This window comes from Sphaerimonospora thailandensis, assembly GCF_016863115.1.
Lineage (GTDB): Bacteria > Actinomycetota > Actinomycetes > Streptosporangiales > Streptosporangiaceae > Sphaerimonospora > Sphaerimonospora cavernae.
In genome coordinates this window covers 1-24,887 of the sequence record NZ_BOOG01000050.1, presented here as the reverse complement: position 1 = coordinate 24,887, position 24,887 = coordinate 1, and the positions used below count along the sequence as shown (strand labels likewise).

Genomic DNA, 24,887 nt, shown 5'->3' with positions numbered 1-24,887 from the left:
GGCTCGTCCAGAACGCGCCGAGCGGCGCCGCACCTCGCGTGGTGCGGCGCCGCTCGCGTCTTCGTACCGAGTTCGCGTCTTCGTGCCGGGGAGGAACGGGCTCAGGCGGCGACGGGCAGGCGCTCGGGGGCCTCTGCGATGGCGTCGGCGGGTTCGGGAGACCGCTCCGGCGCGGCGGCGGACCCGGCGGCGGACCCGGCGGCGGCCTTCCTGACCGACGGAAGGAACCGACCGGCCACGGCGACGAGCACGCCGACCGCGACCGCGACGCCCATGGCGGCCCGCAGGGAGGTCGCGCTCGACAGGAAGCCGATGACGACCGGGCCGAGCAGGAGTCCCGCGTAGCCCATGGCGCCCGCCTGGGCGATCGCCGGCCCCGGATGGTCTGTCGCGGTGCCCGCGAGCGACAGCGCCATCGGAGAGATCGTCGCCACGGCGAGGCCGACGAAGAACATCCCCGCCACCGCGATCGGAGCGGACGTCGCGGCGATGACGACCAGGAAGGTCGCCGCCGTGGCGGCCCCGGAGAACACGATCAGGCCGCGTGCGCCGTACCGGTCGCGGAAACGGTCCCCGCTCAGCCGGCCGGCCAGCATGCCCGCCTCGAACACGGGATAGCCGAGTGCGGCGACGGACTCGGGCGCGCCGAGTGTGCCGAGGAGGTACAGACCGTTCCAGTCGGCCACGACGCCTTCGATCATGAAAGCGCCGAACGTGATCGCGCCGAGCAGGTAGACGATGCCGGGCATCCTGCGACGCGAGCCGGACGACGCCTCGGCGGGCGCGGCGGCGGGGTCGGGTAGGTACGTGCGGCCGAGCGCCAGCGACATGGGGAACGACACCACGGCGATCACCACGAGATGGGTGGTGAAGGACAGTCCCGCGGCGATCGCCACGGTGCCGAGCAGCCCCGCCGAGATCGCGCCGACGCACCAGCCGGCGTGCATTCCGCTCATCAGCGGCCTGCCGTACGCCTGCTCGACGGTCGAGCCCTGGGCGTTCATGCCCACGTCGACGACGCCGAACGCCATGCCGAACAGCGTCGCGGCCGCGACCACGGCCGGGAACGACGGCGCCACCGCGACGAGCACCAGTGACGCCGCGCACAGGGGAGTCGCCACCCGGAGCACACCGCGGCTGCCGGCCTTCGCCATGACGACGCGCATGAGTTGCATGGTGAGCAGCGCGCCGAGCCCCCAGCAGAGCAGCGCGACGCCGACCGAGGACTCCGACAACTGGAGCCGGTGGACCAGCGCGGGCAGGCGTACGGTGAACGTTCCGCACATCAGACCGGCCAGCACGAACGTGAGGACCGACCCGTAACGGGCCGCCCCCAGGGCGCGGGTCATCACGACCACCTTTCTGGAGTGTTTCAAAGTTGGAAATCGATGGGGCTGGTGAAATCGATGGGGCGGGGAGGGGCGGGCACGGACCCGCGAGGGTCGAAAGCCTGCGGAGACCGGACGAGAACTCCGCGATGAGGGCGGTGGTCGGTGCGGCATGAAGCCACAGAAGTGGTACGGCCCGGGCCGAATCCTCGGTCTTCAGGCCGGGGAGCGCGTCACAGCAATTCGAGCAACCGCCGGTGCACCGCCGCGTAATCCATGACCGAAGGGCTGTGCGTGGCGACGTCCCAGAGACCTTCGCAGGCGAGCCGTACGACCTGGGAGGTCGGCGGATCGGGTTCGTCGTCCAACCCGTGGGTATGCCAGCGGGCCATCGCCTCACGGAGCGGCGCGAGCAGCGCGTGGTCTCCGGCGGCTCCGGTGACCACGGCCCAGCGTCGCAGCCGGCCGCTCTCGACGGCCTCGAACGTGGCGGCCAGATAGGCCCGCGTGTAGGTGGGCTCGTCCTGCGCCTCGACCAGTGCGTCGAAGTCCGCGATCAAGCGTTCGATCATGCCTTGGATCAACGCTTCTTTGCCGGCGAAGTGGTAGAGGAGGCCACCCTTGCTCACGCCGGCGCGCTCGGCGACCGCGGCCAGGGTCAGGCCCTGGACTCCCTGGTCGTCGAGCAGGCACTCGGCCGCGTCGAGTAGCTCATCTCTCCTCACGGCTTTACTATACCGTCCGGACGGTTCAGTTCGCGTATCCGGGGATCGTTCGCGCCGCGGTCCCGGATAGGCTTGTTCAGCTGAGGCCGGGTCTGGAGGGGCCGTGGGAATCGCATATCTTGACCATGCCTCGACCACGCCGATGCTTCCTGAGGCGATCGAGGCCATGACCGCGCAGCTGGGGCAGGTGGGCAACCCCTCATCTCTGCATGCCGCGGGCCGCCGTGCCCGCCGCGTGGTGGAGGAGTCACGCGAGACGATCGCGGGCGCGCTGGGCGCCCGCCCGAGCGAGGTCGTGTTCACCGCCGGCGGCACAGAAGCCGACAACCTGGCCATCAAAGGCCTGTACTGGGCCCGTAAACGCCGGCGCGTCCTGGTCAGCGCGGTCGAACACCACGCCGCCCTCGACCCCGCACACTGGCTGGCCGACCACCACGGTGCGATCGTCGAGCCGCTCGAGGTCGACGATCTCGGGCGGGTCCATCCCGACACGCTGCGCGCGGCCATCGAACGCGACCCCGACGACGTAGCCCTCGTCAGCGTCATGTGGGCCAACAACGAGGTCGGGACCGTACAGCCGATCCGCGTCCTCGCCGCCATCGCCCACGAGCACGGGATCCCGTTCCACACCGACGCGGTGCAGGCCGTCGGCCAGCTTCCGGTCGGGTTCGCCGAGTCTGGCGTCGACGCGATGACGGTCTCCGGGCACAAGGTCGGCGGCCCGATGGGCGTCGGCGCGCTGCTGCTGTCGCGCGGCGCCGACCCGGTGCCCGTACTGCACGGCGGAGGTCAGGAGCGCGACGTCCGGTCCGGGACGCTCGACGCCCCCGCGATCGCCGGCTTCGCGGCGGCGGTGCAGGTCGCCGTGGAGAACCAGCCGGCCACCGCCGAACGGCTGTCCACGCTCCGCGACGACCTGATCGAGCGGGTGAGGCGGGCGGTGCCCGACGTGGTGCTGAACGGCGATCCGGTCAATCGGCTGCCGGGGAACGCCCACTTCTCCTTCCCCGGCTGCGAGGGCGACGCGCTGCTCATGCTCCTCGACGCCAAGGGCGTGGAATGCTCCACCGGCTCGGCCTGCTCAGCCGGTGTGGCCCAGCCGTCCCACGTGCTGCTCGCCATGGGACAGGACGGCGTCCGAGCCCGCGGCTCGCTGCGTTTCTCGCTCGGTCACACCTCGACGAAGGCGGACGTCGACCACGTGGCCGAGGTCATCGGCCACGTCGTCGAACGCGCCAGACGAGCCGGCATCCTCATCTGACTCCTGACTCCTGACTCCTGAGTCGTTCGTCAACTGAGGAAGTGGGCGACCTCGCTCCATGACGGGTCGTCGGCCACCTCGACCTCGGCCTTGCCCTCTTTCCATGTGGCGGCGAGGTCCTTGATCGCGCTTACTGCCTCGCCCCTCGGGTCGGCGTACACGTGCATGGTCCGCCGACCGTCCGCGTTCATGTGCGCGGCGAGTACGGCGGTGCCGAGCGTGCCGCGCACGAGCCGCTCCTCGAAGCCGCGCAGCGAGTCGAGCGACTCGCCCGCGGGCTGCCCGTCCGCGTCGGAGTTCCGGTACGGCAGGGTGATCGCGATGTGCTGGTCGTTCAGCGGATAGTCGACGGGTCGGAGGGGATACCGGGCGAGGGCGGTGACCCGGCTACCGGTGTCGGTGTTGCCCTCCATCAGCATCCACTGCTCTTCCGCGAAGCCCTTCGCCAGATCGGCGATCACGCCGGGCAGGTGGATAGCCGGAAACGCGTCGATTGGCTCGAATTCGGCCGCCATGATGTCGCCCACCCACCGAGCCACCTCGTCCTCGCCGAGTAGCCAGTCGAGCGCCATTTCCGCGGCCTCCAGTCGCGGCTCGTCCGCGAGATCCGGAAATATCGGGTGGAAGACGGAAACGTTCATGCGAGGACCGTTCCCCGGAGCCTGCGCGGCCACCACCAGCCGGCTCAGGTTGAACTCCCGGCCCTCGACGTCGACGGCCAGCTCCGTCACGTGCGTCTTGGCCTGTCGGGAGGGGTGGAACTCCCACAGCTCGTCGACCGGGGGAGCGGCGAGCGCCCACCGGTGGGCGAGCGGCCGCAGCTCGGGATCGTTGTACGCGCTGACGACCAGCGCGTACCGCGCCGTACCACCCGGGGCGATCTCCCACATCAGGGACGGGTGCATGGCGCTGACCGCCGACTCGAGCGCCTCGGCGAGTGCCTCGGCGTTCTCCGCCTCGACCTGCGCGTCGATCTCCGGACGGACCTGTGTCCACCAGGTCCAGAAGTCCGCTATGGCCTCCGCCGCATCGGCCGGCGCGTTCTTGCGCTCGAACAGTCGCATGACCCCGCATCTTCCCAGCTCCACCCCGCCGATGCCAACGCGGGCCCGCCGCGGCGGTAGTCTCGAAATGCTATGACGCACAGCACAGGGGAATCTATCGGCGCCGACCGGCCTGCCCGTCGGCTGCGCGTGCTCGCCGCCATGTCGGGTGGCGTGGACTCCGCCGTGGCCGCCGCCCGCATCGCCGAGGCAGGCCACGACGTCACCGGCGTCCATCTGGCACTCTCGTCCAACCCCCAGTCGTACCGGACCGGCGCCCGCGGCTGCTGCACGCTGGAGGACGCCCGCGACGCCCGCCGCGCCGCCGACGTGATCGGCATTCCCTTCTACGTATGGGACATGGCCGAGCGGTTCCACCGCGACGTGGTCGAGGACTTCGTCAGCGAGTACGCGGCGGGCCGCACGCCCAACCCGTGCCTGCGCTGCAACGAGAAGATCAAGTTCGAGGCGGTGCTCGACCGGGCCCTCGCACTGGACTTCGACGCCGTCGCCACCGGCCACCACGCGCGGCTCGTCGACGGCGTGCTGCGACGCAGCGTCGACGAGGGCAAGGACCAGTCATACGTGCTGGGCGTGCTCACCCGTGAGCAGCTCGCTCACGCGATCTTCCCGCTGGGCGACTCGACCAAGGCGCAGGTGCGGGCCGAGGCGGCCCGGCGTGGGCTCTCCGTGGCTGACAAGCCGGACAGTCATGACATCTGCTTCATCGCCGACGGCGACACCCAGGCGTTCCTCGCCGAGCGCCTCGGCGCCGCCGACGGGCCGATCGTCGACGCGATGACCGGCCAGGTCGTCGGCAAGCACCAGGGTGCGTACGGTTTCACCATCGGCCAGCGCAAGGGCCTGCACATCGATCAGCCGACCGCCGACGGCCGGCCGCGCTACGTGCTGTCGATCGAGCCGGTGTCCAACACCGTCACGGTCGGGCCACGCGCGTCCTTGCAGGTGCGGACCATCGTGGGCGAGCGCCCGGTCTGGAACGGCCCGCAGGCCGAGCCGTACGAGCCGATCGCCTGCACGGTGCAGTTGCGCGCGCACGGCGAGGTGTACGGCTGCCGCGCCCAGTTGTCGGGCGGCGAGCTGCACATCGAGCTGGACACCCCGGCAACGGGCGTCGCCCCCGGCCAGGGCGCCGTCCTCTACGACGGCGACATGGTCATCGGCTCGGCCACCATCGCCTCGGCGGCCTGAATCCGATCAGGGCAGCTCGACGGACTCGCCGACCGGAATCCGGCGGAAGTCGGCCTTCTGGTGGTCGGCCTCCATGCCGATCCAGTTGTCGACGATCTTCAGGCCGATCTCGTTCAGCAGGCCGTCGTGGGTGCTGTAAGCCCGCTGCGGGCGGACCTCTCGCAGGTAGGCGACCATGTCGGCGGTCCTCATCCACGGCGCGTTCGTCGGCACCAGCAGCGTGGGCACCTCGACCCCCGGCGGAGTGAACGCGTCACCGGGGTAGAAGACCTCCTCGTCCACCAGGAAACCGACATTCTGCACGACGGGGACGTCGGGATGGTTGAGCGCGTGCCACTCGCCGATCACCCTCACCCCGAACCCGGCCGCGCTGAACGCGTCGCCGTCCCGCACCACCCGCACTTCCGCCGGGATCTCGCCGAGGTGGTCGGCCACCGCCTGACAGGTGAAGATCTCCAGACCCGGGCTAGCCTTCCGCAGCAGGTCGGTGTCCACGTGATCGAAATGCTCGTGGGTGATCAGTACGGCGCTCGCCCCGTCGAGCAGACCTTTCCCGCTGAACGACCCGGGGTCGATCACCAGGGTCGAGCCGTCCTTCCGCAGCCGCCAGCACGCGTGCCCGAGTTTCGTGAGTTGCATAGTGCCTAAGCTAGTTCCCGTGACTGATTATCCGTGGGAGGAGGCCACTGCCACGGGCGTGGGCTCGCATCCGGGTGACGACCGCGAGGCCCACATGGAAGCTCTCCGTACGGCCTTCGGCGAGCTGCCGATGCCCTACCTCCCTGAGCTGCCCGGCCGGGGCGTCGGCGCCGACATGATCGGCAGAGGCGCGTCTCTGCTGGCGGAGCTGCCGGTCGAGGTGCAGCCGTCGGGGTGGCGGTTCACCGACCGGTCCGGCCGCGACCTCAAACGCGCCGTCGACCACCTCGCCCGCGACCTCGACGGCCTGGAGGAGGTCGCGCAGGGATACGTCGGCCCGCTGAAGATCCAGGCATGCGGGCCGTGGACGCTCGCCGGGGCCGTCGAGCTGCGGCACGGCGACAAGGCGCTCTCCGACGCGGGAGCCGTACGTGACATGGTCGAATCGCTGGCCGAAGGGCTCGCCGGCCACATCGCGCAGGTGCGGCGCCGGGTGCCGGGGGCCCGCCTGGTCGTTCAGCTCGACGAGCCCGGACTGCCGGGAGCGCTGGCGGGCACCGTCCCGACCGCATCCGGTTTCGGGCGGCTGCCGGCCGTCGAGCCCGTGATCGCGAGTGAACGGCTCAGGACGCTGATCTCGGGGTTGGGCGACGACGTCTTTCCCATCGTCCACTGCTGCGCGCCGGACGTGCCGTTCGAGGTCCTCCGTACGGCGGGGGCGCGCGGGATCTCGCTGGACGCCTCGCTGCTGCGGCGGCGGGACGAGGACGCGATCGGCGAGGCCATCGAGGCGGATGTCGCGTTCTTCCTGGGGGTCGTGCCGGGCGTCGACACCAGGCTCGCCGACATCGGCGTGGTGGCCAAACCAGCGCTGGAGCTCTGGCGGCGTCTCGGGTTCGCCCCCGCGCGGCTCGCCGAGCAGGTCGTGCTCACACCCGCGTGCGGGCTCGCCGGGGCCTCGCCGCGCTATGCGCGTGCGGCGCTCGCCCGCTGCCGGGACGCCGCCCGGGTGCTGCGCGAAGACCCTGGCGAAGGCATGGAGTGACGGTCTCGGGTGGAGCCGGACAAAAGGGAATGAAAGTCGGCTGCAAGCCGTCTACCGTATTTCTGGATCACTCCTGAGACGAGGGGCCGCGTGGTCTGGCGCGACCTCTCGGCGGAGTCGATCAGCGGGAGCCGTGCCCTGTCCTCGGTACGGCTCCCGCCCCACCTGACGCTGCCGCCTGTATGTCGTGGTCGCTGTTCGTCCTGGTCCCTGTTCGTCGTGGTCCCTGGTTGTCCTGGCGCTGTTCGTCGTGGTCGCGGCGTCGAATGTCAGTCGGCGGAGATACCGTTTCTCTGTGCCATCCGCCAGGCCATCGACCAGGCCATTCACCAGGCCGTCCACCAGGGCGGCCGACGAGGGGAGACGGGCGTGACCGAGCAGGTGAACGAGGCCGAGGGCATGCCGGTCGAGGATGTGTCCGATGTGTTCGGTGTGTCGGTTGAGGCCGCGCCGGCCGCGGCGCGGGAGCGGCACGCCGAGCTCGCCGAGTTGATCGAGGACGCCAACTGGCGTTACTACGTGCTGGATTCGCCGACTGTCAGCGACGCCGAGTACGACACGTGGATGCGCGAGATCCGGGTGCTGGAGGAGGAGCACCCCGACCTGCGGACACCCGACTCGCCCACGCAGAAGGTGGGCGCACCGATCTCCACCGAGTTCGCCCCCGTCGCCCACCTGCAGCGGATGGAGAGCCTCGACAACGCGTTCGACGACGAGGAGCTGGCCGGGTGGGAGGCGCGGGCCCGGCGTCTGATCGAGGCCGACCCGGGGCCGTACCTGTGTGAGTTGAAGATCGACGGCCTGGCGGTGGCGCTCGTCTACGAGAAGGGCCGCCTGATCCGGGGCGCCACCCGTGGAGACGGGCGTACCGGGGACGACATCACGCCCAACGTCCGCACGCTGCGTGACGTACCTGACCGGCTGGTCGGGGACGACGTGCCCGATCTCGTGGAGGTGCGCGGCGAGGTCTTCCTCCCGGTGGAGGGCTTCAAGCGGCTCAACGAGCAGCTCATGGACGCGGGCCGGCCGCCGTTCGCCAACCCGCGTAACTCGGCCGCCGGGTCGCTGCGGCAGAAGGACCCGCGGGTCACCGCACAGCGGCCGCTCCGGTTGATCGTCCACGGCGTCGGCAAATGGGAGGGCGCCGAGCCGCCCAAGTCCCAGTCGGAGATGTATGAGCGGCTCGCCTCCTGGGGCCTCCCGGTCAGCGACCGATTCCGGATCGTCGAGACCTTGGACGAGGTCCGCGAGTACATCGGCTACTACAACGGGCACCGCCACGATCCGGAGTACGAGATCGACGGCGTCGTGGTGAAGGTGAACCGGATCGCCGTGCAGCGGCAGCTCGGCTCGACCAGCCGCGCGCCCCGCTGGGCGGTCGCGTTCAAATACCCGCCCGAAGAGGTCACCACCAAGCTGCTCGACATCCAGGTCGGGGTCGGCCGCACCGGTCGCGTCACGCCGTACGGGGTGATGACGCCGATCGTGGTCTCCGGGTCGACGGTGGAGCGGGCCACCCTGCACAACGCCTTCGAGGTCGAGCGCAAGGGCGTGCTCATCGGCGACACGGTGGTGCTGCGCAAGGCCGGCGACGTCATCCCCGAGATCGTCGGACCGGTGGCCGACCTGCGGGACGGCACCGAGCGGGAGTTCGTGATGCCGACCCACTGCCCCGAGTGCGGCACCGAGCTGGCCTACGAGCGGGAGGGCGATGCCGACCTGCGCTGCCCGAACACCCGCGCCTGCCCGGCCCAGCTCCGTGAGCGGATCTTCTTCGCGGCCGGGCGCAACGCGTTCGACATCGAGGGGCTGGGTTATGTCGCGGCCACCGCGCTGACCCAGCCGCTCCCGCCGCAGGAGCCGCCGGTGCGCACCGAGGCCGACCTGTTCGACCTCACGATGGACCGCCTGCTGCCGATCCGGTCGGTCGTCCGCGACCCGGACACCGGCCTGCCCAAGACCGACCCCAAGACCGGCGAACCGAAGGAGGTGACATTCTTCGCCAACAAGTCGGGCGATCCCAGCAAGAACGCCGAGAAGATGCTGGAGCAGTTGGAGAAGGCCAAGACGCAGCCGCTGTGGCGGGTGCTGGTCGCGCTGAGCATCCGGCACATCGGCCCGCCGACGGCACGGGCGCTGGCCGAGGAGTTCCGCTCGCTCGACGCGATCGCGGCGGCCTCAGAGGAGGAACTGGCGGCGGTCGAGGACATCGGCCCCCGCGTCGCGGCCACCATCCGCGAGTGGTTCGAGGTCGACTGGCACCGCGAGATCGTCGACAGGTGGCGGGCCGCCGGCGTTCGGATGGCCGACGAGGCCCCGGCGGGGCTGGAGGTGCGGACGCTGGAGGGCCTGACGTTCGTCGTCACCGGCACATTGACCGACTTCAGCCGCGACGAGGCGAGCGAGGCCATCACCGGCCGAGGCGGCAAGGTCACCTCGTCGGTGTCGAAGAAGACCGGTTTCGTGGTGGTCGGGGACAACCCCGGATCCAAGTACGACAAGGCCGTCAAGCTCGGCGTGCCCATCCTCAACGAGGAAGGCTTCCACGTCCTCCTGGAGAAGGGCCCCGACGCCGCCCGCCCCCTCGCCGTCACCCCCGAGGAGGAGGCCTAGGTCCTCCGGTCCGCTCACGTCACGACTGCCAGGCACCCAACAGGTCTGCAGGGCCCCAGCACGCAGCGAGCGGTAGGCCGTCAGTGACACCGCACCGTGAAACGGCCACCAGTGGAGTCTTGGGATCGGTGCCCGGGACGGCGAGCATGTCGCGCACCAGGCTTTCGTACTCATGCCGACCGAAGGGCGCGTTCTCCAGCCACTTGATCGAGCCGAGGAAGTGGACATACCGCGCGACGGGGTCGCGGTCTGCGCCGACGAGGTCGATCTCGGGGTTGTTCTGACGGTTCCACCATCCTCCGATGGCCCCGGTCTCGGGCCATCGGTCGTCGGGCAACAGCCGCAGTAGAGCCTCACGGATGACGGGCTCGACCGCGCGGCCACGCCAAGAGGTCCAGGAGCGTTCGATGGACGCCAGGACGAGTTCGCCCCGGCCGCGCTCGACCAGCGGAATACCGCGGTCCAGGAAAGCGAGCCAGAACCGCAGGTAAGGATCGGTGATGCGGTAGCGCTTGTTCTTGGTATCCGGCTTGGTCGACAGCGGACTTTCGATGGCCACCACCCGCTTGTCCACAAGGGTGGACAGGAGCGGGGAGAGAGTGCCCGAGGCCAGGGGAGTGGCGCCGCCCGCCTCGGTGGCGATGGCCGTGAACGTGCGCTCCCCGCTACCTACCGCCGACAGGATCGCGCGAGAGTGGGAGGTTTCGGGAAACTCGCCCAGCAACGACAGTTCGCCGGCCATCAGCAGCGCGGACAGAGGATCCGCCAGAGACGCCCGCAAGTAGCCGACGCGGTCCATACCTGGCTGCCACGCCTTGACCACCTCGGGGAAACCGCCGGTGATCAGAAAGGCATCGATGGCGTCGGCGGCATCCAGGCCGGTCATGACGGCCACATCCGCAGGATGGAGCGGCCGGACGGTCATCTTCGCAGCACGTCCGAAGAAGGGACGGCCGTAGGACTGCAACGCCTCCATCACCGACAGGTCACTGCCGACCAGGATGAGCAGCACCGGCTTGGCAGACAGGTGCCGGTCCCAGACCGTCTGCAGCGCCCCTTCGAACTCGCGATCCTGCTCCACCAGCCACGGAACCTCGTCAATGACCGCGATGCTGGGCGCGTCGTCGGGCACAGCCAAGGCCAGGGTACGCAGCGCCTGGTTCCAGTCCCCCGGCTGCACCCCGGCGACCAACTCGGCCCCCGGCAATGCGGACTCCCCGAGCATGCCGATGAAGTCAGCGCGCTCAGCCACAGGATTGCGCCCCCTGGTGGCCTGAAAGACCACGTACGGTAGACGAGTGCGGTCACAGAATTCCTGAACCAGCCGTGACTTTCCCACCCGACGCCGGCCCGTCATGATCACAGCTCGCCCGCGAGTGCCGCCTCCTCCCTCCGTCACCTGCCGCAGTTGCCCGCGCAGTAGCTCAAGATCTGCGGCCCTGCCCCTGAACTCCATTGGTCGCCTCGCTCTTACGTAGAATCAATCTAACGTAGATGCGATCTTACATTGTTCGGCGCCGCCGGCGGGCGGTGCCGGACCTCTCGGCCACCCCTCACGAGGTGAACGAGAGGCCCGGCGCGCGGTGCAGGTCAGCGGCTCACAGCCCCGAGCACTGGCCGGTCTTGGGACCGGACACCGTGTTCGGCCGATCGTTGTTGATCGGCGCGGGCGAGTTCCCGGTGCACGACAGCGGCCCGCTGATCCGGTTGCCCGCGACAATCGGCGCCCGGTTGTCGTTCAGGCGCACCGGACCGCTGATGGTCAGCCCGTCCAGCGTCACCTCACCGGATCCGCTGATCGTCACCGGCCCGCTGATCGTCGTCCGCAGCAGCGCCACCTGCCCGGCCCGCGAAGCGGTGATCGGCCCGCTGATCCGCGACCCGGTCGTGAACAGGCCGGCCCCCGGCCGTACCGTCACCCCACCCGACACCGTCGCACCGTCCAGGCAGGTGATCCCCGAGCTGACCGTCAACGGACCGCTGTGCTTCCCGGCGATGGTCTTGGTGCAGGCCGGCAGGCTCTGCACGCCGACGAGGATCGGGTCGTGGTCGCTGGAGCGGTACGGCGTGGCCGGCTCGAACAGGTCGCCGGCGAAGTAGTTGTGCCGCGAATACTCGGTCAGCACCGATTCGACCGAGTTGATGTTCCACACGTCCACGCCGCGCACGGACGTGAGCGCCGCGGCGTTGCCGAGGACGTGGTCGAGCGAGCCCACCGTCTCGTCGAAGACGTACGTGTGCTTCTTGGCGAACTCCGCGTTCAGGTCGGTGTAGCCCGCGGTGTAGAGGACCTGCATCGGGTCCTCCTGGGTGTAGGCGTTGAAGTCACCGAACAGGAACACCGCCCGTGTCCCGGTCTTCTCGACCAGAGCATCGGCGAAGCCGGCCAGTGCCTGCGCCTGCTTCACCCGGTCCGGGGTCCAGCAGCCCTGCCCGTCGCCCGGATCGGTCGTGCCGCCGCACCCCTTGGACTTGAAGTGGTTGGTGATGGCGAGGAACCGCTTGCCCCCGTTGACCGCGGCGAACTCCTGGGCGAGCGGCTCGCGGGCGTTGTGGAAGGCGGGGGAGTCGGTGAGGATCGTCGAGGACCCCACCGGCGTGACCGCCGCCGGGCGGTAGATGAAGGCGTTGCGGATGACGTCCTGGTCCTGAAGGTCCGGCTGCTTCTCCGGCGACCTCGCATAGTCCCAGGTGCCGGGGCCGGCGACGGCGTTGAGCGCGTCGACCAGCTTGGCCAGCGCGTCGTCGCGGTCCTTGTTGAACTTGGCGGAGTTCTCGACCTCCTCCAACGCCACCACGTCGGCGTCGAGGCTGTTGATCGCACTGACGATCTTGCCCTGCTGCCGCTCGAGGTTCGATCTGTCCCACGCACCGCGGGCGTCGCAGCCGCCGCTGACCGAGATCGGGTTGCCGGCGCGATCGGTGTAGGCCTTGCAGCCCGGCAGATCCACCCCGAGCGTGGTGAAGTAGTTCAGCACGTTGAACGTGGCGAGCCGTACGTCACCGCCGACCGGCTCGGGCGCCTTGGTGCGGGTGTCCTGGAACGTCACCGCGTCCGAAGCCCCGCCGGGCAGCGGCCCGGTCGGCTGGAACTTCCACTCGTCGTTGCGATAGTCGAAGATCACCGGTGCGGAGAAGGCGACCGACGCTCCGGTGCGCACCGGGGTGGTCTTGGTGAGGTACGGAACCTGTCCGCTGCTGGGCGTGCGAGCCGACTGGCCGTCGTCGAGCACCACCCGGCGGGCCTGGTTGTCCGCCGCCACGGCGTCGGCCTCGGCTCCCGGGCGGGCGGCGTCCGTGGGCTGGCGCAGCGGCGTGTCCCCGGCCGCGAGGGTGATCGACCCGAACGCGTTGTTGCCCCACCCGCCGAGGTTGTACGTGTCGGAGACCGTGTACGCCCCGGTGGGCTGGACGAGCATGCCCTCGAACTTCTCCCGGGTGGCCTCATCACGTGGCAGGACGAACTGCACGGGCTTGACCGCCTCGGCCGGCTTGTCGAGGATCGTCAGGCCGGACGCCGGGACCGTGATCTCGGTGAGCCCGAAATATTCGCTGACCTTGCCGGTGACCTGGACGTGGTCGCCGATCCGCGGGAGCGCCGCGGACGAGAACACGAAGATCGCGTCCGAGGCGGTGCGCTCGCTCATGTCCGAGTCCCCGCCCGTGCCCGGGGTCTGGATGTAGTAGCCGTTGAATCCGCCGGTCGGATAGGTCGCGGTCACGACTCCGGACGTGGTGACGGTCTGGCCCTCGTACGGCGTCGAAGCGCCGGTGCCCTGGATCTTCGCGATCGGCACCTGGCCGGGGTCCGGGGTCGGGTCCGGATCCGGGGTCGGGGTCGGGTCCGGATCGCCGCCGCCGGAGCCGTTGCGGACCCCGAAGGTGTTCGGGAGCGGACCGGTCCACCTCCCGTCGACCTTCTGCAGCGAGTGGCCGATCGGCGTGCTGCTGGGCTCCTTGACGCCGATGTCGGCCGAGGTCTTCCCCGCGGCCGGACCATTCGACGTGGCGAACACGCCGTCGTAGGAGATGAGTTCGGCGGCCTGCCCGTCCGGACCGACCAGAGCGATGCCGTCCCGCGGCCCGTTCTGCAGGCCGTTCTGGGCGTACTCGACGACCACCACCCCGGCGGCCGGTACTGTGCCGGACAGGTTCTCGCTCGTACCGTTGATCGTGCCCGGCGACGTGTAGACGACGGCCGCGTCGGACACGTTGCCGTTGTAACGAAGGATCTTCCAGCCGGTGAGATCGAATCCGGCCGGTGCCTCGATCTCCACCGCCTCGCCTTCGTCAGCGCCGACGTTGTCGTAGTGGATCTCGCTGATGAAGGGGGTGAACTCCGCGGCCGCCACCGCGGGCACGGTGACCACCCCCAGACCGGTCATCGCCACGGCCACCGCGGTGGCGGCGAATGGCGGAATGCGCCGGCTTGAACGCATCCTGTCCCTCTCTTCTCGTTGGTGGTGTTGAAGACCCCCGAGAGCGTGGCGCCGTGAGTGTGCGGTGCCACGAGCGCGCGGTGCTTGTGAGTAAGCGAAGGGCGGTGGCGCAGATCGTCGTCCACGCCACCGCCCCTGATCCGGCTTGGACTACCGCATCAGCGGGTCACAGCCCCTTGCACTGTCCGCTCCTGGGACCGGACACGGTGTTGACCTTGCCGTTGTTCGTCGGCGCCGGGGAGTTTCCGCTGCAGCTCAACGGCCCGCTGATCCGGTTGCCGGACACGACCGGTGCGTCGGCCACCCGGTTGTTGGTCAGGCTGACCGGACCGCTCACCTTGGAGTCCAGGATGGTGAGCTTGTCGGTGGCGCCGTTGACCGTCACCGGACCACCGACAGTGGTCTGGTTCAGCGAGACACCGGCGGCCTTCGAGGCGCTGATCGGCCCGCTGACCACGGCGCCGGTCGCGTGGAGGCTCGCGCCCTTCCGCACCGTGACCGGCCCGGAGACCGCTGCTCCGTTCAGGCAGGTGACGCCGGAGCTCACCTTGAGGGGACCGGCGTGGCGGCCGGTGATCGTGGTCGTGCACGCGGGCCCGGTGTCAGCGGCCAGCGGGATCGCCACGGTGACCGCCGTGCCGGTCGTCTCACCGGTGATGACGAGGTCCGCGCTCGTCGCGCCTCCGCGCGCCGGGGCAGCGGGCACCGCGAACTCGACGGTCGCACGGCCGACCTCGTCGGTGCTGTCGGTGCTCGCGCCGGCGGTGGCGTCGACCGCGAAAGTGCCGACCTTCTGGCCGGCGAACGTGGCCGTGACCTTCTCGTCCTTCGGCTCGCCGGTGGTGAACAGCAGCGACGACAGGTTGACCGTCACCGGGTCACCGGTCTTGAAGCCGCCCTGCGGCGCGTCGAACCGCACGCCGATCGCGCGCTGCGCGTAATCCGGGGCAACGGGCGAGTTCTCGCCCAGGTAGGTGACCATGGACTGCAGGTCGACCTGGCCGGTGTCCCGCTTGTCCGCCCCTTCGTTCAGGGTGCTGAAGTTGTCCCCGCCCGAGGCGAGGAACGAGTTCACGACCACGCGGTAGGACTTGGCCGGGTCCAGCGGCTTTCCGCCGAGGGAGACCGAGGTGATGTGCCGGCCCTTGGGTGCGGTCGGGTCGTAGGTGTAGAAGAGCCCCTTGGACACGCCGAGCTTGAGGAACGGCCGGCTGGCCCCCTCGGGCTGCCACTGCTCCTCGAGCACCTGGACGATCTGCTTACCGGTCAGAGTCATCGTGACCAGGGTGTTGGCGAACGGCTGGACCTCGGCCGCCTCCTTGTAGGTGACGGTGCCGTCCTGCTTGCCCTGGGCCCGGTACTTCATGTCCGTACGGAGCCCGCCCGGGTTCATGAAAGCGATCTCGGTGGACGGGTCGGTGGTGCGAGCACCCGCGAGTTGCGCGTCGGCGACGAGGCTGCCCAGGGGCGATTCACCGCCGCGGTTCTCGGTGGTGCCGTTGGACTGCCGGGCCCGGTTGAAGTCCGCGGTGATCTCACCGAGCTTGCGCGCGCCCTCCCTCTTGGCCACCTCGACTGCACCGTCCACGATCGCCTTCGCCGCCGGGTCCGGGCGGTAGAGGGGCTTCCACGTGCCGTCCGCCTGCCGCTCGGTCAGGGGAACGATCTTCGAGTCGACGTTGACCGCTTGCTTCTTGGTCCGGTCATAGGTGAACGTGATCTTGCTTAGGTTGTACCCGTACTGGCCCGCCGACACGACCGGGCGTACGGTCACCGGACGCTTCTCGTCCTGCCACTCCTTGACCGGGACTTTATGGTCGTAGGACAGGTGGGTGTGGCCGGAGATGACCGCGTCGAAGTTCTTGTCGACTCCGTTCACGATCTTGCCGAAGTCGCTCGCCGGGTCGACCGCCGACTCGTACCGCGTGCTGGCGGCGCCCTCGTGCACGAGCAGCACGACGATGTCGGCCCCCTGCTTGGCCTTCAACTCGTCGGCGACCTCGTTGACCGTGCGCGGAATGTCCAGGATGTCGAGCATGGAGATGCCGGCGGGGGTGACGAGCTCGCTGAGGTGCTCGGTCACCGCGCCGACAAAGCCGACCTTGACCCCGTCGACCTCCTTGACCCAGGACTCGGTGAGCTGCTTGTACCTGTCCTGGAGCTCCTTCTTGACCCTGACATTCGCACCGATGTATTCCCACGTGGCCCGCGGGATGACCCGGTTCACCAGGTCGTCGTAGCCCCGATCGAACTCGTGGTTGCCGACCGCGCTGACCTCGAGGCCGGCCGCGTTGAGCGCGTCGATGGTCGGGTTGTCCTGCTGGATGAACGAGGTGAACGTCGAGGCGCCGATCAGGTCCCCCGCCGCGGCGAAGATGGTGTTGGGGTTCTGCGCCCTCATATCCCGGACCGCGGTCGCCAGCGCCGCGGCTCCTGCTTCCTGGCCGTTCGCCTCCAGCCGGCCATGGAAGTCGTTGATCCCGAGGATGTCGATCTCGACAGTGTCATCGGCGTCATAGGCGTACGCCGCCGGCGCGCCGACCAGGCCGATCCCTGCTATCGCGGCCATCGTGGCCGTTGCTACCAACGGCGCCAGACGCCTTCGCAGGCGCATACGGTGCCTCCCGTGCGTTCGGACAAGAACTAACAAAGGCAACATATGGTCAAGCACTGCCAGGGGGAAGCACAAAGACTGCCAAGGGGAAGCCCGAAGGGTGATGTCGGCCGCCGGTATCCAGCCGATGTTCACGTTCCGGGTCTTGCACGGCGAAAGAGGTCCTCCGGGCCGCTCACCTCACGACTGCCAGATACCCGGCAGGTCCTCGGAAGTGCGTGGCGAGCGGTAGGCCGTCAGTGACACCGCATCGCGAGACGGCCACCAGTGGAGTCTGGGGATCGGCGTTGTGCCGGTGTCAGCAGTCGATGGGGGCGCTCGACTCGATGCGGGTGTCGACGGCGAGAGCCCCCACGATCGGCCTATCGGTGAAGATCTCCTTCAGCAGGCGGCTGAACTCGTCACCCACGGCATCCTGGAGGTGGCTCACCTCGACCGCGTCGACCTGGGCGTACGCCCAGAAGTTGACTCTTGACACGTGACCGTCGACGCAGTCGAACACGTAGAGCCGGTCATCTTGCTTGATCAATCCCGTCGTGGGCATGTCGTGGCGGTCATAAATGTCGACTACGTCCGTACCGGGTGTGGGCCGCCAGGGACGCTCTCCGATCTGCAACTGAATCAGGTTGCTCCCCCTGCCGCCGGGCCGGTGCCGCCGAACCACTTTGCCGTCGATCGGGCCGTCGGTCGTGCCGTGCCGGCTGACTCGCTTCTCGTCGCGGAGGTCGTCGTCACCCATCGAGGTCACCTGCTGGGGAGTGGTTACCGAAGTTTGCGAATGCAGTGTATACGCATTGTAATCAATCCAATGCGCACAGTTTTCATCAGAGGGTGGGGTGGCATCAGAGCAGGGCCTGATCGGTGAAAATGTGGGTGTGCTCGACTTCGTCATCGTCCGCAATCCAGACCCGGACTCCCGCCTGCCGTACCTGATCCGGCTGCCGCTCGGGACGGCCGGACTGGTGCTGCGCGCGGGCGGGACCTGGCCCCGGGAGAAGGCGATCTACTGCTACCCGGCGGGGGCGAACGAGTGGCCGGCCGACGCCGACCACGGCCGAGGTTCGCCGATGGGCGAGGGACAACGGCTTCGCCGTACCCGATCGTGGCAGGCTCCGCCCCGAGATCCTGCTCGCCTACGAGCGCGCCCACGAACGCTGACTCGCGGCACGCCGATTGTCGCCCAGAAGCGCGTCAGGCTGGATCAGCAGTTGACCAACTGCTCCATCGCGTTCTTGGTTTCACTCGCTGAATCCAGTCCGTCTGCGATCTGGTCGAAGACCGCTTTCAGCAGGCCCACCTGCTTGATCGCCTCATCTTCCACGGGGGCGCCCGACCGGATGCGGGTGTCGATGGCGAGAGCTGCCATGATCCGCCTGCCGGTGAAGGCCTTGTTGAACAGGCGGGCGAAGTCGTCGCCCTGGGCGTCCTGGATCCGGCGTGCCTCGGCCGACTCGACGTGGGCGTACACCCACACGTTGCCTTCCATTACATGGCCCTCGACGCAGTCGAACACGAAGAGCCTGTCATCCTGCTTGATCAATCCGGCGATAGGCATGTTGTAACGGTCGAAGATCTCGACCATTTCAGTGCTGGGCGTAGGCAGCCAGGGACGCTCTCCGATTCCCAGCTTGATCAGGTCGCTCACAGCATGCCTTCCTTCCAGTTGGTCGACTCGAAGCAGGCGTCGAACCTCTCCACGTCATCGTGAGTCCATACTCGGTCGCCGTCCATCAGCGCCACGGAAACATGCCCGGGTATACGTCTCGTTGGACTGGCCCATACCCGGAAACCGTCAGCTCGTAGCTTCCCGGCCAGCGCATAGCGTACGCCTTCTCCCGGGACCGCTCCCCGGACGCGGTGGCCGTTCACCGCCACCGCTGCTTGGTCTGGTGTCAGCCTGCCCTTGAGCAGGGAAAGTTCTTGCGGGACTTCGCCGCGGGATGGGCGTTGCTTGAACGGCCTACCTTCGATCGGCTTGTGGATCGTTCCATACTGGCTGACCCAGTCCTCATCGCCGAGGTTGTCATCAATTACCCTCCAGCGTGGAAACCCGGTCCTTCAGGGCCGGGAGGAAACGCGGAACGGTGCCGCGCTTCGGGGCGGGTGGTGTAGCCGTAGCCGTCCGCTCTCTGGAGCAGCCGGACATGGCGGTGGCCGATGCCCTGCACGGTGCCGTGCCGGGTGGTGATGTTGAAGCTTCCGGTGGTGCGGACCGCGACCCGGCCGGTGTGAACCCCGGCCTTCTTGCCTGTCGGAACGTTCGCCCGGACCAGGTCGCCGGTCTGGAAGCCGCGTACGGCCTTGACGCGGGGCAGCCGTAGCCGGGGGAAGCCGTACCGGTCGGTTCGGGTCCGGGCGTAGGACCCGCGCCCGGTGGCGGTGGCGACCAAAACCCTGCCCGGCCAGGCCGTCACCTGTTCCAGGTGGCCGACGTGCAGCGCATCCAGCGCATGTGACTTGGGCGCACCGGTGCGGGACCTGTTCCACTTGGTCCGCCCGCCCGAGCCGACTGCTACGGGCAGGCCGGTCGCGGTCAGCGCCCGCCACAGAGCCCACCGGGTGGCGTTCACGGCGGCGGCGTCTCTCAGCGGGGCCTTGGCCTGGGCGAGGACCCTGGCCAATGTCTTTGGCCGGTCCGCCAGGAAAATCTCTACGGCGGTGGCGTTCTTGGCCTGGTTGCACGGCACACACGACAGGGCCAGGTTCGAGACCCGGTCCGAGCCACCGCGCGAGCGCGGGTGAATGTGGTCGATGTTCAGCGGCACACCGGACGCGCCACAGTACGCGCAGGTGCGGTTCCACTTGGCCAGCAGATACTCGCGGACCTCGTACCCGTGCAGGGTGCCCTGCTGGTACTCGGCGCCTTGGAGGGGCTTGCCCGCGCTCATGGCGTGCGTGTCGAACGCGACCCGTTCCATGTGGACGGCGCGCACGGGAGCCCACCGGGACAGCCGGGCAACCCACGACATGGTCGTCTCGACGCGGTGTCGCAGCGACGGCGCAAGCCACCCTTGCGGTTTGGTGCGCTTGTCGAAGCGGGGCGCGCGATAGCGCAGGTTCGCCGACCGGCGCCGCCTGCGGTAGGCGGCCCGTGCGCTGAGCTTGTCGCGGATCTGCCCGCCGCGATGGTCGAGCTGGATGCCATACATGCCGGTACGGCATCCGTCGCGCTCGGTGAACACGGCGATGCCGGTGCGCTTGGAGCCAGGGTCGACCCCCACCTCAACACCGGTCACGGTTGAGTCGGCGGCCGCGCGGTCACGTAGCCGGATGACGAACGGGGTATGGCGAGCCACGACGGCCCGGCCGGACGCCAGAAGCCTGCGGGCGCGGGCAGGGTGGCACGGATCAAGCGGTTGGCCGCGTGAGTCCAAGACGAACACGACCGGGTGAACCTCACGGTTCGCTCCCTCCCCGGCGTGTGCCAGGTCGGGGTGACGCCGCGGCAAACGGGTGCCGTCCGCCGCGGTCTCCCCTCGCCCATGTTCCGCGCCAGTGCCCGGCGACACCGGGAGTCCGTAAGCCGTTTCGTCCCCACCCTCGGGGTTGTCTGCTCCTACGGATTCCAGAGCGGCAGGCTGAGGAAGCACCTGCCGGTGGGTCTGCTCACTTACGTGAAACGTAGTCAATCGAATGCACCTCCTTCAAGGTGATCGACCAGGGCTGGTCAACGCGGGGCTTCAAGACGCATAGCCGCACCTCAAGCCCCCTCCTTCAGGAGGGGGTCGTTGACCCATGTAGTCGCCTGCTGGGGAAGAGGTTACGGTAGAGACAGTAAGCAACAGCTTACACTGTCTGTAATAGATTCATTACATAGAGTGTCTCTTCGGTCAAGTGATCCCTTACGGCGCCCCAGTCACCCAGCTTGTGGGCCGTACTTTCGCTGGCAGTGTCAGCCCAACCAGGCGTCGAGTCGATTTGGCAGACCGGGCTCGGCCTTCAGCCCGGCGGCGGTGTGCTGAGGGTGCTCGTTCAGTCGGGTGGGGCCGGAGCGGCGAGCGGGTGGCCGGGCAGCGGGCTGGAGAGGATCATGGTGCTGGCGGGTTGTCCGTAGGAGGCCAGCTGGTCGATCAGCTGCTCGAAGGCTGCCATGGAGACTGCGACGATCCTGAGGATGCTGCACGCGTCGCCGGTGACCCGGTGGATCTCCAATATCCCGGGCCAGGTGGCCACCGCGGGGTCGCGAAGCACGCAACGCGGGCCGTAGCAGGACATGCGGATGAAGGCGGACACCGGCCAGCCGGCCCGGATCGGGTCGACTTTCGCGTGATAACCGGTGATCACTCCCGCCTCTTCGAGCTTGTGGACGCGTTCGGCGACCGCGGGCGGGGACAGGTGGACCCGGCGGGAGAGCTCCTTGTAGGAGAGCCGGGCGTTGTCCTGCACCTCGCGCAGCAGTTCCCAGTCCGTCTCGTCCATCCCGTTCCTTTCGTTCGCAAAGCGATGGCGATGCTATCGCCGCCAATGCACGGCGAAAGGCAGCCATCGCCTTTCATCCGGCATTCCGTTCCCCGATAGTGCCACGACATCATGAAGTGGCCAGCTACGAGAGGGACGTCATGGGACAGAAATCCGCCGTACGGCCGACGACGGCGTGGGAACGGGCCGAAAGAGCCAGGGCCACCGGCGGGGCGCCGACCCTGGACTTCGAGACGCGGACTCCCTACGACGCCTACGTGCACGCGGACGTGCTGCACACCTTGCAACAGCCGATGAGCGACGACGCCGGTGAGATGTCGTTCTTGATGACCACGCAGGTGATGGAGCTTTACTTCAAGCTCATCGCCTTCGAACTGCGTCACGCGCAGAAACTGCTGCGTGCCGACGAGGTGTGGGCCGCGCTGGCCCCGCTGCGCCGTACGGCGTTGCACCTGGAAGGCCTGAACGCGAGCTGGCGCGGACTGCGCTGGATGACGCCGGCGGACTTCAACCGCTTCCGGGACCAGCTCGGCGAGGCGTCCGGGCTGCAGTCGGCGATGTACCGGCATGTGGAGTTCCTGCTCGGGCTGAAGAACCCGGCCCTGCTCCGTCCTTTCAAGCGTCAGGAGAAGGCCCACCGCGACCTGTTGCGCACCTTCGAGTCGCCGAGCGTCTGGGACGACGCCATCGCCCTGCTGGCCCGGCACGGCCATGACATCCCGCGCGAGCTGTTGAACCGCGACGTCGCCGCCGAGCACGAGCCGCATCCGGCGGTGGAGGAGGCCTGGACCGAGGTCTACCGCGACGAAGGCCCCGGCAACCACCTGCGGCTGCTCGGCGAGGCGCTCACCGAGGTGGCCGAGTTGTTCGGCGACTGGCGCTACCGGCACCTCGCCACGGTGCGCCGGGCGATGGGCGCCAAGCCCGGCAGCGGCGGATCCAACGGCCTGGCCTGGCTGGAACGCAGCATGGCCCGGGTGGTCTTCCCCGAGCTGTGGTCCGCCAGGACTCACATGTGACAGGGCCTCGGCCGGTGTCTCAGGCGGCGTTCTCCTCGGGTACGGCTGTCGCCTGGACGGCGGCCAGGACTTCGACGAGGGCGTCGACGTCGGGATCGGCAAAGATGGCCTCGGGACCGCCGGAGGCCAGATCGACCCAGGTCGCAACGCAGTCCTCCTTGTCGCCGGCGACAAGGCAGGGCAATGGACGACCTGGTACCGCCAAGCGATCCCCCTCGCCGAAGACCGGTACGCGACCTACCTGAAGGAAAAGGCGGAGCCATGAACAGCACGCACAGTTACGACCGCGAGGGCTTCCTCTCGGCTTTCTTCCCTGACTCGGCTGACCGGGCGGAGGTCGAGGCGGGAGCTCAGGACCTCGTCAACATCAGCCGGGCCCACCGTCTGGCCGAGATGCGCAAGCGCCTGGGGCTGACGCAGGCCGAGGTCGCCGAGCGGATGAACGTGCGTCAGGAGCGCGTCTCTGCCATCGAACGCGCCAAGGTCGACGCCAGCGAGCTGAGGACCCTCGCCGCCTACATCCGGGCCCTCGGCGGACGAATGGAGATCATTGCTGATTTCGGCGGCGAACGTCTCGTGGTCGGCTGACGTTCCAGAGCGACGAACGGACGGCCGACGAGGGCAGGCTCCTGCCATCGGCGAGCTTGGCCTGGGTGAGGCCGAGCTCTTCACGGCGCCGCCGTACGGCCTTGCCGAGCTCGAAACGGATTCGCGCAGCCTCGTATACGGCTCCGGCACCGGGCCTACTCATGATCTCCGCGCGCTTGTCCGACCACGCCCTGCGCTCGGCCATGGCACTCACTCCTCTTCCGCTGTGTGAGCCTCCGCGATCAGATGTCGAACTCGTCGCTCTTCACGCCGGCGATGAAGGCACTCCACTCGCTGGGGGTGAAGGCCAGCACCGGACCCGAGCGGTCCTTGCTGTCTCGTACGGCCACCAGGCCCGGCAGGTTCGTGGCCACCTCGACGCAGTTGTCGGTAGTGGCACCCGAGTAGCTGGACTTGCGGAAGTCGGCGGCGGACAGGTCGGGGACGTCAGTCATGATCTCTCCTCGCCGTGGCGATGAGCGCCACGGACGCGTCGGGGGGCAGGGCTATCTCGGTCAGGCGCTCGAATGTCAGCGTAAGCCCCCTTACCTGGTCGGCGGCTTCCACATACACGTCACCTCCGGGACAGCCGATGTAGCCCACATCGGGGTCGCCTTCGTCGAAGGACAGCACGGAGAAGGCCCCATCGAGCCCGACGTGCAGACCGACCGTTAGCGGCACGACTTGGATCGTCACCTGAGGCTTGTCGGTGGCGTCGATGAGGCTGTCCAGCTGTCGCCTCATCACGCCTGCCGACGCGACCGGGCGGCGCAGGGCACTCTCGTCCACCAACACGTGCAGTGATGGCGCACTCGACCCGAGGAGCGTGATCTTGCGTGCCATCCGGGCGTCAACTCTGCGTTTCAACTCCATGTCGTCCAAGGGCGGCCGGACAGCACCGATGAGCGTGTGGGTGTATTCCTCGGTCTGGAGCAGGCCCGGGATCAGCAGCGGCTCCCAGGTGCGAATCGCCGTCGCTTCTGCCTCCAGGACCACGTACGATCCGGCGAACACGTCGCTGTAGGCGGTCCACCAGCCGCGCTGGCTGGCGTCCCGGCAGAGCTGGATCAGTCCCGCCTTTGTCGCGGAGTCGGCGCCGTACAGATCGCAGGCATCCGCGACATCGGCAACGCTCGGACTGGTCCGGGCGTTCTCGATCCGGTTGACCTTCGGCCGGCTCCACCCGAGCTGCTTCGCTGCGGCTTCCGGCGTCAGACCAGATGATTCGCGGAGTCGCCGCAGCTCACGGCCCAGGCGGCGATGCCGGACGGTGGGACTCTTCATGGGCATGGGTCAAGTTTGAGGGGAAGCCAGTAAAACTTCTACGTGTACAGGACTTGCTTGCGTGCACAGTACACGCGATTATGGAGCCGAGCCACTACAGGCTGTGACTTATCGGTGACGGACAGGGAGGAAACTGCCTGAAACGGGCTCACCAGGCGTCAAGCAAATAGCGGACCCGCCCGCCGCTACCCACGACCGGGCGGGTCCTGATCAGGAAAAGGAGCTTCCTGACCATGTCACACGATACGGCCGCCGCGGCCGGTGTGGAGTTCGCCGGGTGGCGGATCATGAGGAGTGATGAGGGACGGCTGTGGGCCAGCCGGGAGCGGCCGTTCTCTGCGGAGGCCGAGCGGGCCGGCGCCTACCGGACGGTGGATGGCGACGACCTGCGCGCGCTGTGTCAGGCCATCGCTGCACAGGAGAGCCTCGCCGAGATGGCGGTGAGCCAATGATCGAGAGCGAGGTCAGGCCCCGGATCAGCAACGACGCGGTCGCGCTCGATGCGAACGGTGGCGGGCAGGACGGCGAGTTCGTCCGAGACGTACGTGATGTGCCCGGCCACACCGGTGATCACCTCGTTTCGGGCCAGCCGTTCCCAGAGCGGTCGTGTCCGCCGTGGTGCATGGACGCTCACATCGACGAGCATCCTGATGAGCGT

General features: G+C 68.6%; 23 protein-coding genes and 1 pseudogene. 9 read left to right on the top strand and 15 right to left on the bottom strand.

The features are described 5' to 3' along the window. Positions 1–101: 101 nt before the first annotated feature. Together Mth01_RS23165 and Mth01_RS23160 are read right to left on the bottom strand one after the other, a co-directional pair. On the bottom strand, positions 102–1,349 hold the full coding sequence (locus Mth01_RS23165) for an MFS transporter (RefSeq protein WP_204018034.1): 1,248 nt from the start codon (positions 1,347–1,349) through the stop codon (positions 102–104). Between the two features lie 212 nt (positions 1,350–1,561). Then, the gene (locus tag Mth01_RS23160; RefSeq protein WP_275409010.1) at positions 1,562–2,053 is read right to left on the bottom strand and encodes a TetR/AcrR family transcriptional regulator; all 492 of its coding nucleotides are present in this window, start codon (positions 2,051–2,053) and stop codon (positions 1,562–1,564) included. A 109-nt stretch (positions 2,054–2,162) separates the two neighbouring features. Here Mth01_RS23160 and Mth01_RS23155 point away from each other — a divergent pair, with 109 nt between their 5' ends. Then, positions 2,163–3,314, top strand: coding sequence for a cysteine desulfurase family protein (locus Mth01_RS23155; protein WP_204018057.1), 1,152 nt, complete (start codon positions 2,163–2,165; stop codon positions 3,312–3,314). 29 nt (positions 3,315–3,343) lie between these two features. Here the strand turns inward: Mth01_RS23155 and Mth01_RS23150 are convergent, their stop codons facing one another. After that, the gene (locus Mth01_RS23150; protein ID WP_204018032.1) at positions 3,344–4,378 is read right to left on the bottom strand and encodes a DUF695 domain-containing protein; all 1,035 of its coding nucleotides are present in this window, start codon (positions 4,376–4,378) and stop codon (positions 3,344–3,346) included. Positions 4,379–4,450: 72 nt separating this feature from the next. Here Mth01_RS23150 and mnmA point away from each other — a divergent pair, with 72 nt between their 5' ends. Beyond that, positions 4,451–5,569, top strand: coding sequence for a tRNA 2-thiouridine(34) synthase MnmA (gene mnmA / locus Mth01_RS23145; protein ID WP_275409009.1), 1,119 nt, complete (start codon positions 4,451–4,453; stop codon positions 5,567–5,569). 6 nt (positions 5,570–5,575) lie between these two features. On the opposite strand, the gene Mth01_RS23140 is transcribed toward mnmA, so the two are convergent. Next, on the bottom strand, positions 5,576–6,208 hold the full coding sequence (locus Mth01_RS23140) for an MBL fold metallo-hydrolase (RefSeq protein WP_204018031.1): 633 nt from the start codon (positions 6,206–6,208) through the stop codon (positions 5,576–5,578). Between the two features lie 19 nt (positions 6,209–6,227). Here Mth01_RS23140 and Mth01_RS23135 point away from each other — a divergent pair, with 19 nt between their 5' ends. Both Mth01_RS23135 and ligA read left to right on the top strand, forming a co-directional pair. Continuing rightward, complete coding sequence (locus Mth01_RS23135) at positions 6,228–7,253, top strand: methionine synthase (RefSeq protein WP_204018030.1); 1,026 nt, start codon at positions 6,228–6,230, stop codon at positions 7,251–7,253. 399 nt (positions 7,254–7,652) lie between these two features. After that, positions 7,653–9,866, top strand: coding sequence for an NAD-dependent DNA ligase LigA (gene ligA, locus Mth01_RS23130; RefSeq protein WP_204018055.1), 2,214 nt, complete (start codon positions 7,653–7,655; stop codon positions 9,864–9,866). A 19-nt stretch (positions 9,867–9,885) separates the two neighbouring features. On the opposite strand, the gene Mth01_RS23125 is transcribed toward ligA, so the two are convergent. The 4 genes from Mth01_RS23125 to Mth01_RS23110 all read right to left on the bottom strand — a co-directional run bounded on the left by Mth01_RS23125 (position 9,886) and on the right by Mth01_RS23110 (position 17,658). Further along, a complete protein-coding gene (locus Mth01_RS23125) occupies positions 9,886–11,223 on the bottom strand; it encodes an ATP-binding protein (protein ID WP_407695972.1) in 1,338 nt (445 codons plus the stop codon). Between the two features lie 241 nt (positions 11,224–11,464). After that, entirely contained in the window at positions 11,465–14,305 is a 2,841-nt protein-coding gene (locus Mth01_RS23120; RefSeq protein WP_204018028.1) for an ExeM/NucH family extracellular endonuclease, read from the bottom strand. Positions 14,306–14,471: 166 nt separating this feature from the next. After that, positions 14,472–16,874, bottom strand: a complete 2,403-nt coding sequence (locus Mth01_RS23115) for a bifunctional metallophosphatase/5'-nucleotidase (protein ID WP_204018027.1) — start codon at positions 16,872–16,874, stop codon at positions 14,472–14,474. Between the two features lie 343 nt (positions 16,875–17,217). Further along, a complete protein-coding gene (locus Mth01_RS23110) occupies positions 17,218–17,658 on the bottom strand; it encodes a hypothetical protein (protein WP_204018026.1) in 441 nt (146 codons plus the stop codon). Positions 17,659–17,975: 317 nt separating this feature from the next. Between Mth01_RS23110 and Mth01_RS30460 the strand changes: the two are divergent. Next, positions 17,976–18,077, top strand: a pseudogene (locus Mth01_RS30460) (Lsr2 family DNA-binding protein); the annotation flags it as partial. 43 nt (positions 18,078–18,120) lie between these two features. Here Mth01_RS30460 and Mth01_RS23100 read toward each other — a convergent pair. The 3 genes from Mth01_RS23100 to Mth01_RS23090 all read right to left on the bottom strand — a co-directional run bounded on the left by Mth01_RS23100 (position 18,121) and on the right by Mth01_RS23090 (position 21,338). After that, complete coding sequence (locus Mth01_RS23100) at positions 18,121–18,564, bottom strand: hypothetical protein (RefSeq protein WP_204018025.1); 444 nt, start codon at positions 18,562–18,564, stop codon at positions 18,121–18,123. Positions 18,565–18,949: 385 nt separating this feature from the next. Next, positions 18,950–20,302: an RNA-guided endonuclease IscB gene (iscB, locus tag Mth01_RS23095; RefSeq protein WP_204018024.1), complete on the bottom strand. Its 1,353-nt coding sequence runs from the start codon at positions 20,300–20,302 to the stop codon at positions 18,950–18,952. 589 nt (positions 20,303–20,891) lie between these two features. Continuing rightward, positions 20,892–21,338 carry an Lrp/AsnC family transcriptional regulator gene (locus tag Mth01_RS23090; protein WP_204018023.1) on the bottom strand — a complete coding sequence of 149 codons (447 nt, stop codon included), beginning with the start codon at positions 21,336–21,338 and terminating at the stop codon, positions 20,892–20,894. A 140-nt stretch (positions 21,339–21,478) separates the two neighbouring features. Here Mth01_RS23090 and Mth01_RS23085 point away from each other — a divergent pair, with 140 nt between their 5' ends. Next, positions 21,479–22,357: a tryptophan 2,3-dioxygenase gene (locus Mth01_RS23085; protein ID WP_204018022.1), complete on the top strand. Its 879-nt coding sequence runs from the start codon at positions 21,479–21,481 to the stop codon at positions 22,355–22,357. Positions 22,358–22,376: 19 nt separating this feature from the next. Here Mth01_RS23085 and Mth01_RS23080 read toward each other — a convergent pair whose 3' ends face one another. After that, entirely contained in the window at positions 22,377–22,541 is a 165-nt protein-coding gene (locus Mth01_RS23080; protein WP_204018021.1) for a hypothetical protein, read from the bottom strand. 77 nt (positions 22,542–22,618) lie between these two features. Here Mth01_RS23080 and Mth01_RS23075 point away from each other — a divergent pair, with 77 nt between their 5' ends. Further along, positions 22,619–22,945, top strand: coding sequence for a helix-turn-helix domain-containing protein (locus Mth01_RS23075; RefSeq protein WP_204018020.1), 327 nt, complete (start codon positions 22,619–22,621; stop codon positions 22,943–22,945). Here Mth01_RS23075 and Mth01_RS29890 read toward each other — a convergent pair. The 3 genes from Mth01_RS29890 to Mth01_RS23060 are packed head-to-tail and all read right to left on the bottom strand — an operon-like array spanning position 22,905 to position 24,235. Then, the gene (locus Mth01_RS29890) at positions 22,905–23,150 is read right to left on the bottom strand and encodes a helix-turn-helix domain-containing protein (protein WP_239089928.1); all 246 of its coding nucleotides are present in this window, start codon (positions 23,148–23,150) and stop codon (positions 22,905–22,907) included. The two genes, Mth01_RS23075 and Mth01_RS29890, sit on opposite strands and share 41 nt — an antisense overlap. Before the next feature lie 37 nt (positions 23,151–23,187). Next, positions 23,188–23,400 (bottom strand): DUF397 domain-containing protein, encoded by a 213-nt coding sequence (locus Mth01_RS23065; RefSeq protein ID WP_204018019.1) that lies wholly within the window; start codon positions 23,398–23,400, stop codon positions 23,188–23,190. Continuing rightward, positions 23,393–24,235 (bottom strand): helix-turn-helix domain-containing protein, encoded by an 843-nt coding sequence (locus Mth01_RS23060; protein WP_204018018.1) that lies wholly within the window; start codon positions 24,233–24,235, stop codon positions 23,393–23,395. The genes Mth01_RS23065 and Mth01_RS23060 overlap by 8 nt, the downstream gene beginning before the upstream one ends. A 227-nt stretch (positions 24,236–24,462) precedes the next feature. Between Mth01_RS23060 and Mth01_RS23055 the strand changes: the two genes are divergently transcribed. Then, positions 24,463–24,681, top strand: coding sequence for a hypothetical protein (locus tag Mth01_RS23055; RefSeq protein WP_204018017.1), 219 nt, complete (start codon positions 24,463–24,465; stop codon positions 24,679–24,681). After that, the coding region (locus Mth01_RS23050; protein WP_204018016.1) for a hypothetical protein at positions 24,678–24,887 on the top strand (210 nt) is incomplete at its 3' end. The genes Mth01_RS23055 and Mth01_RS23050, both read left to right, overlap by 4 nt.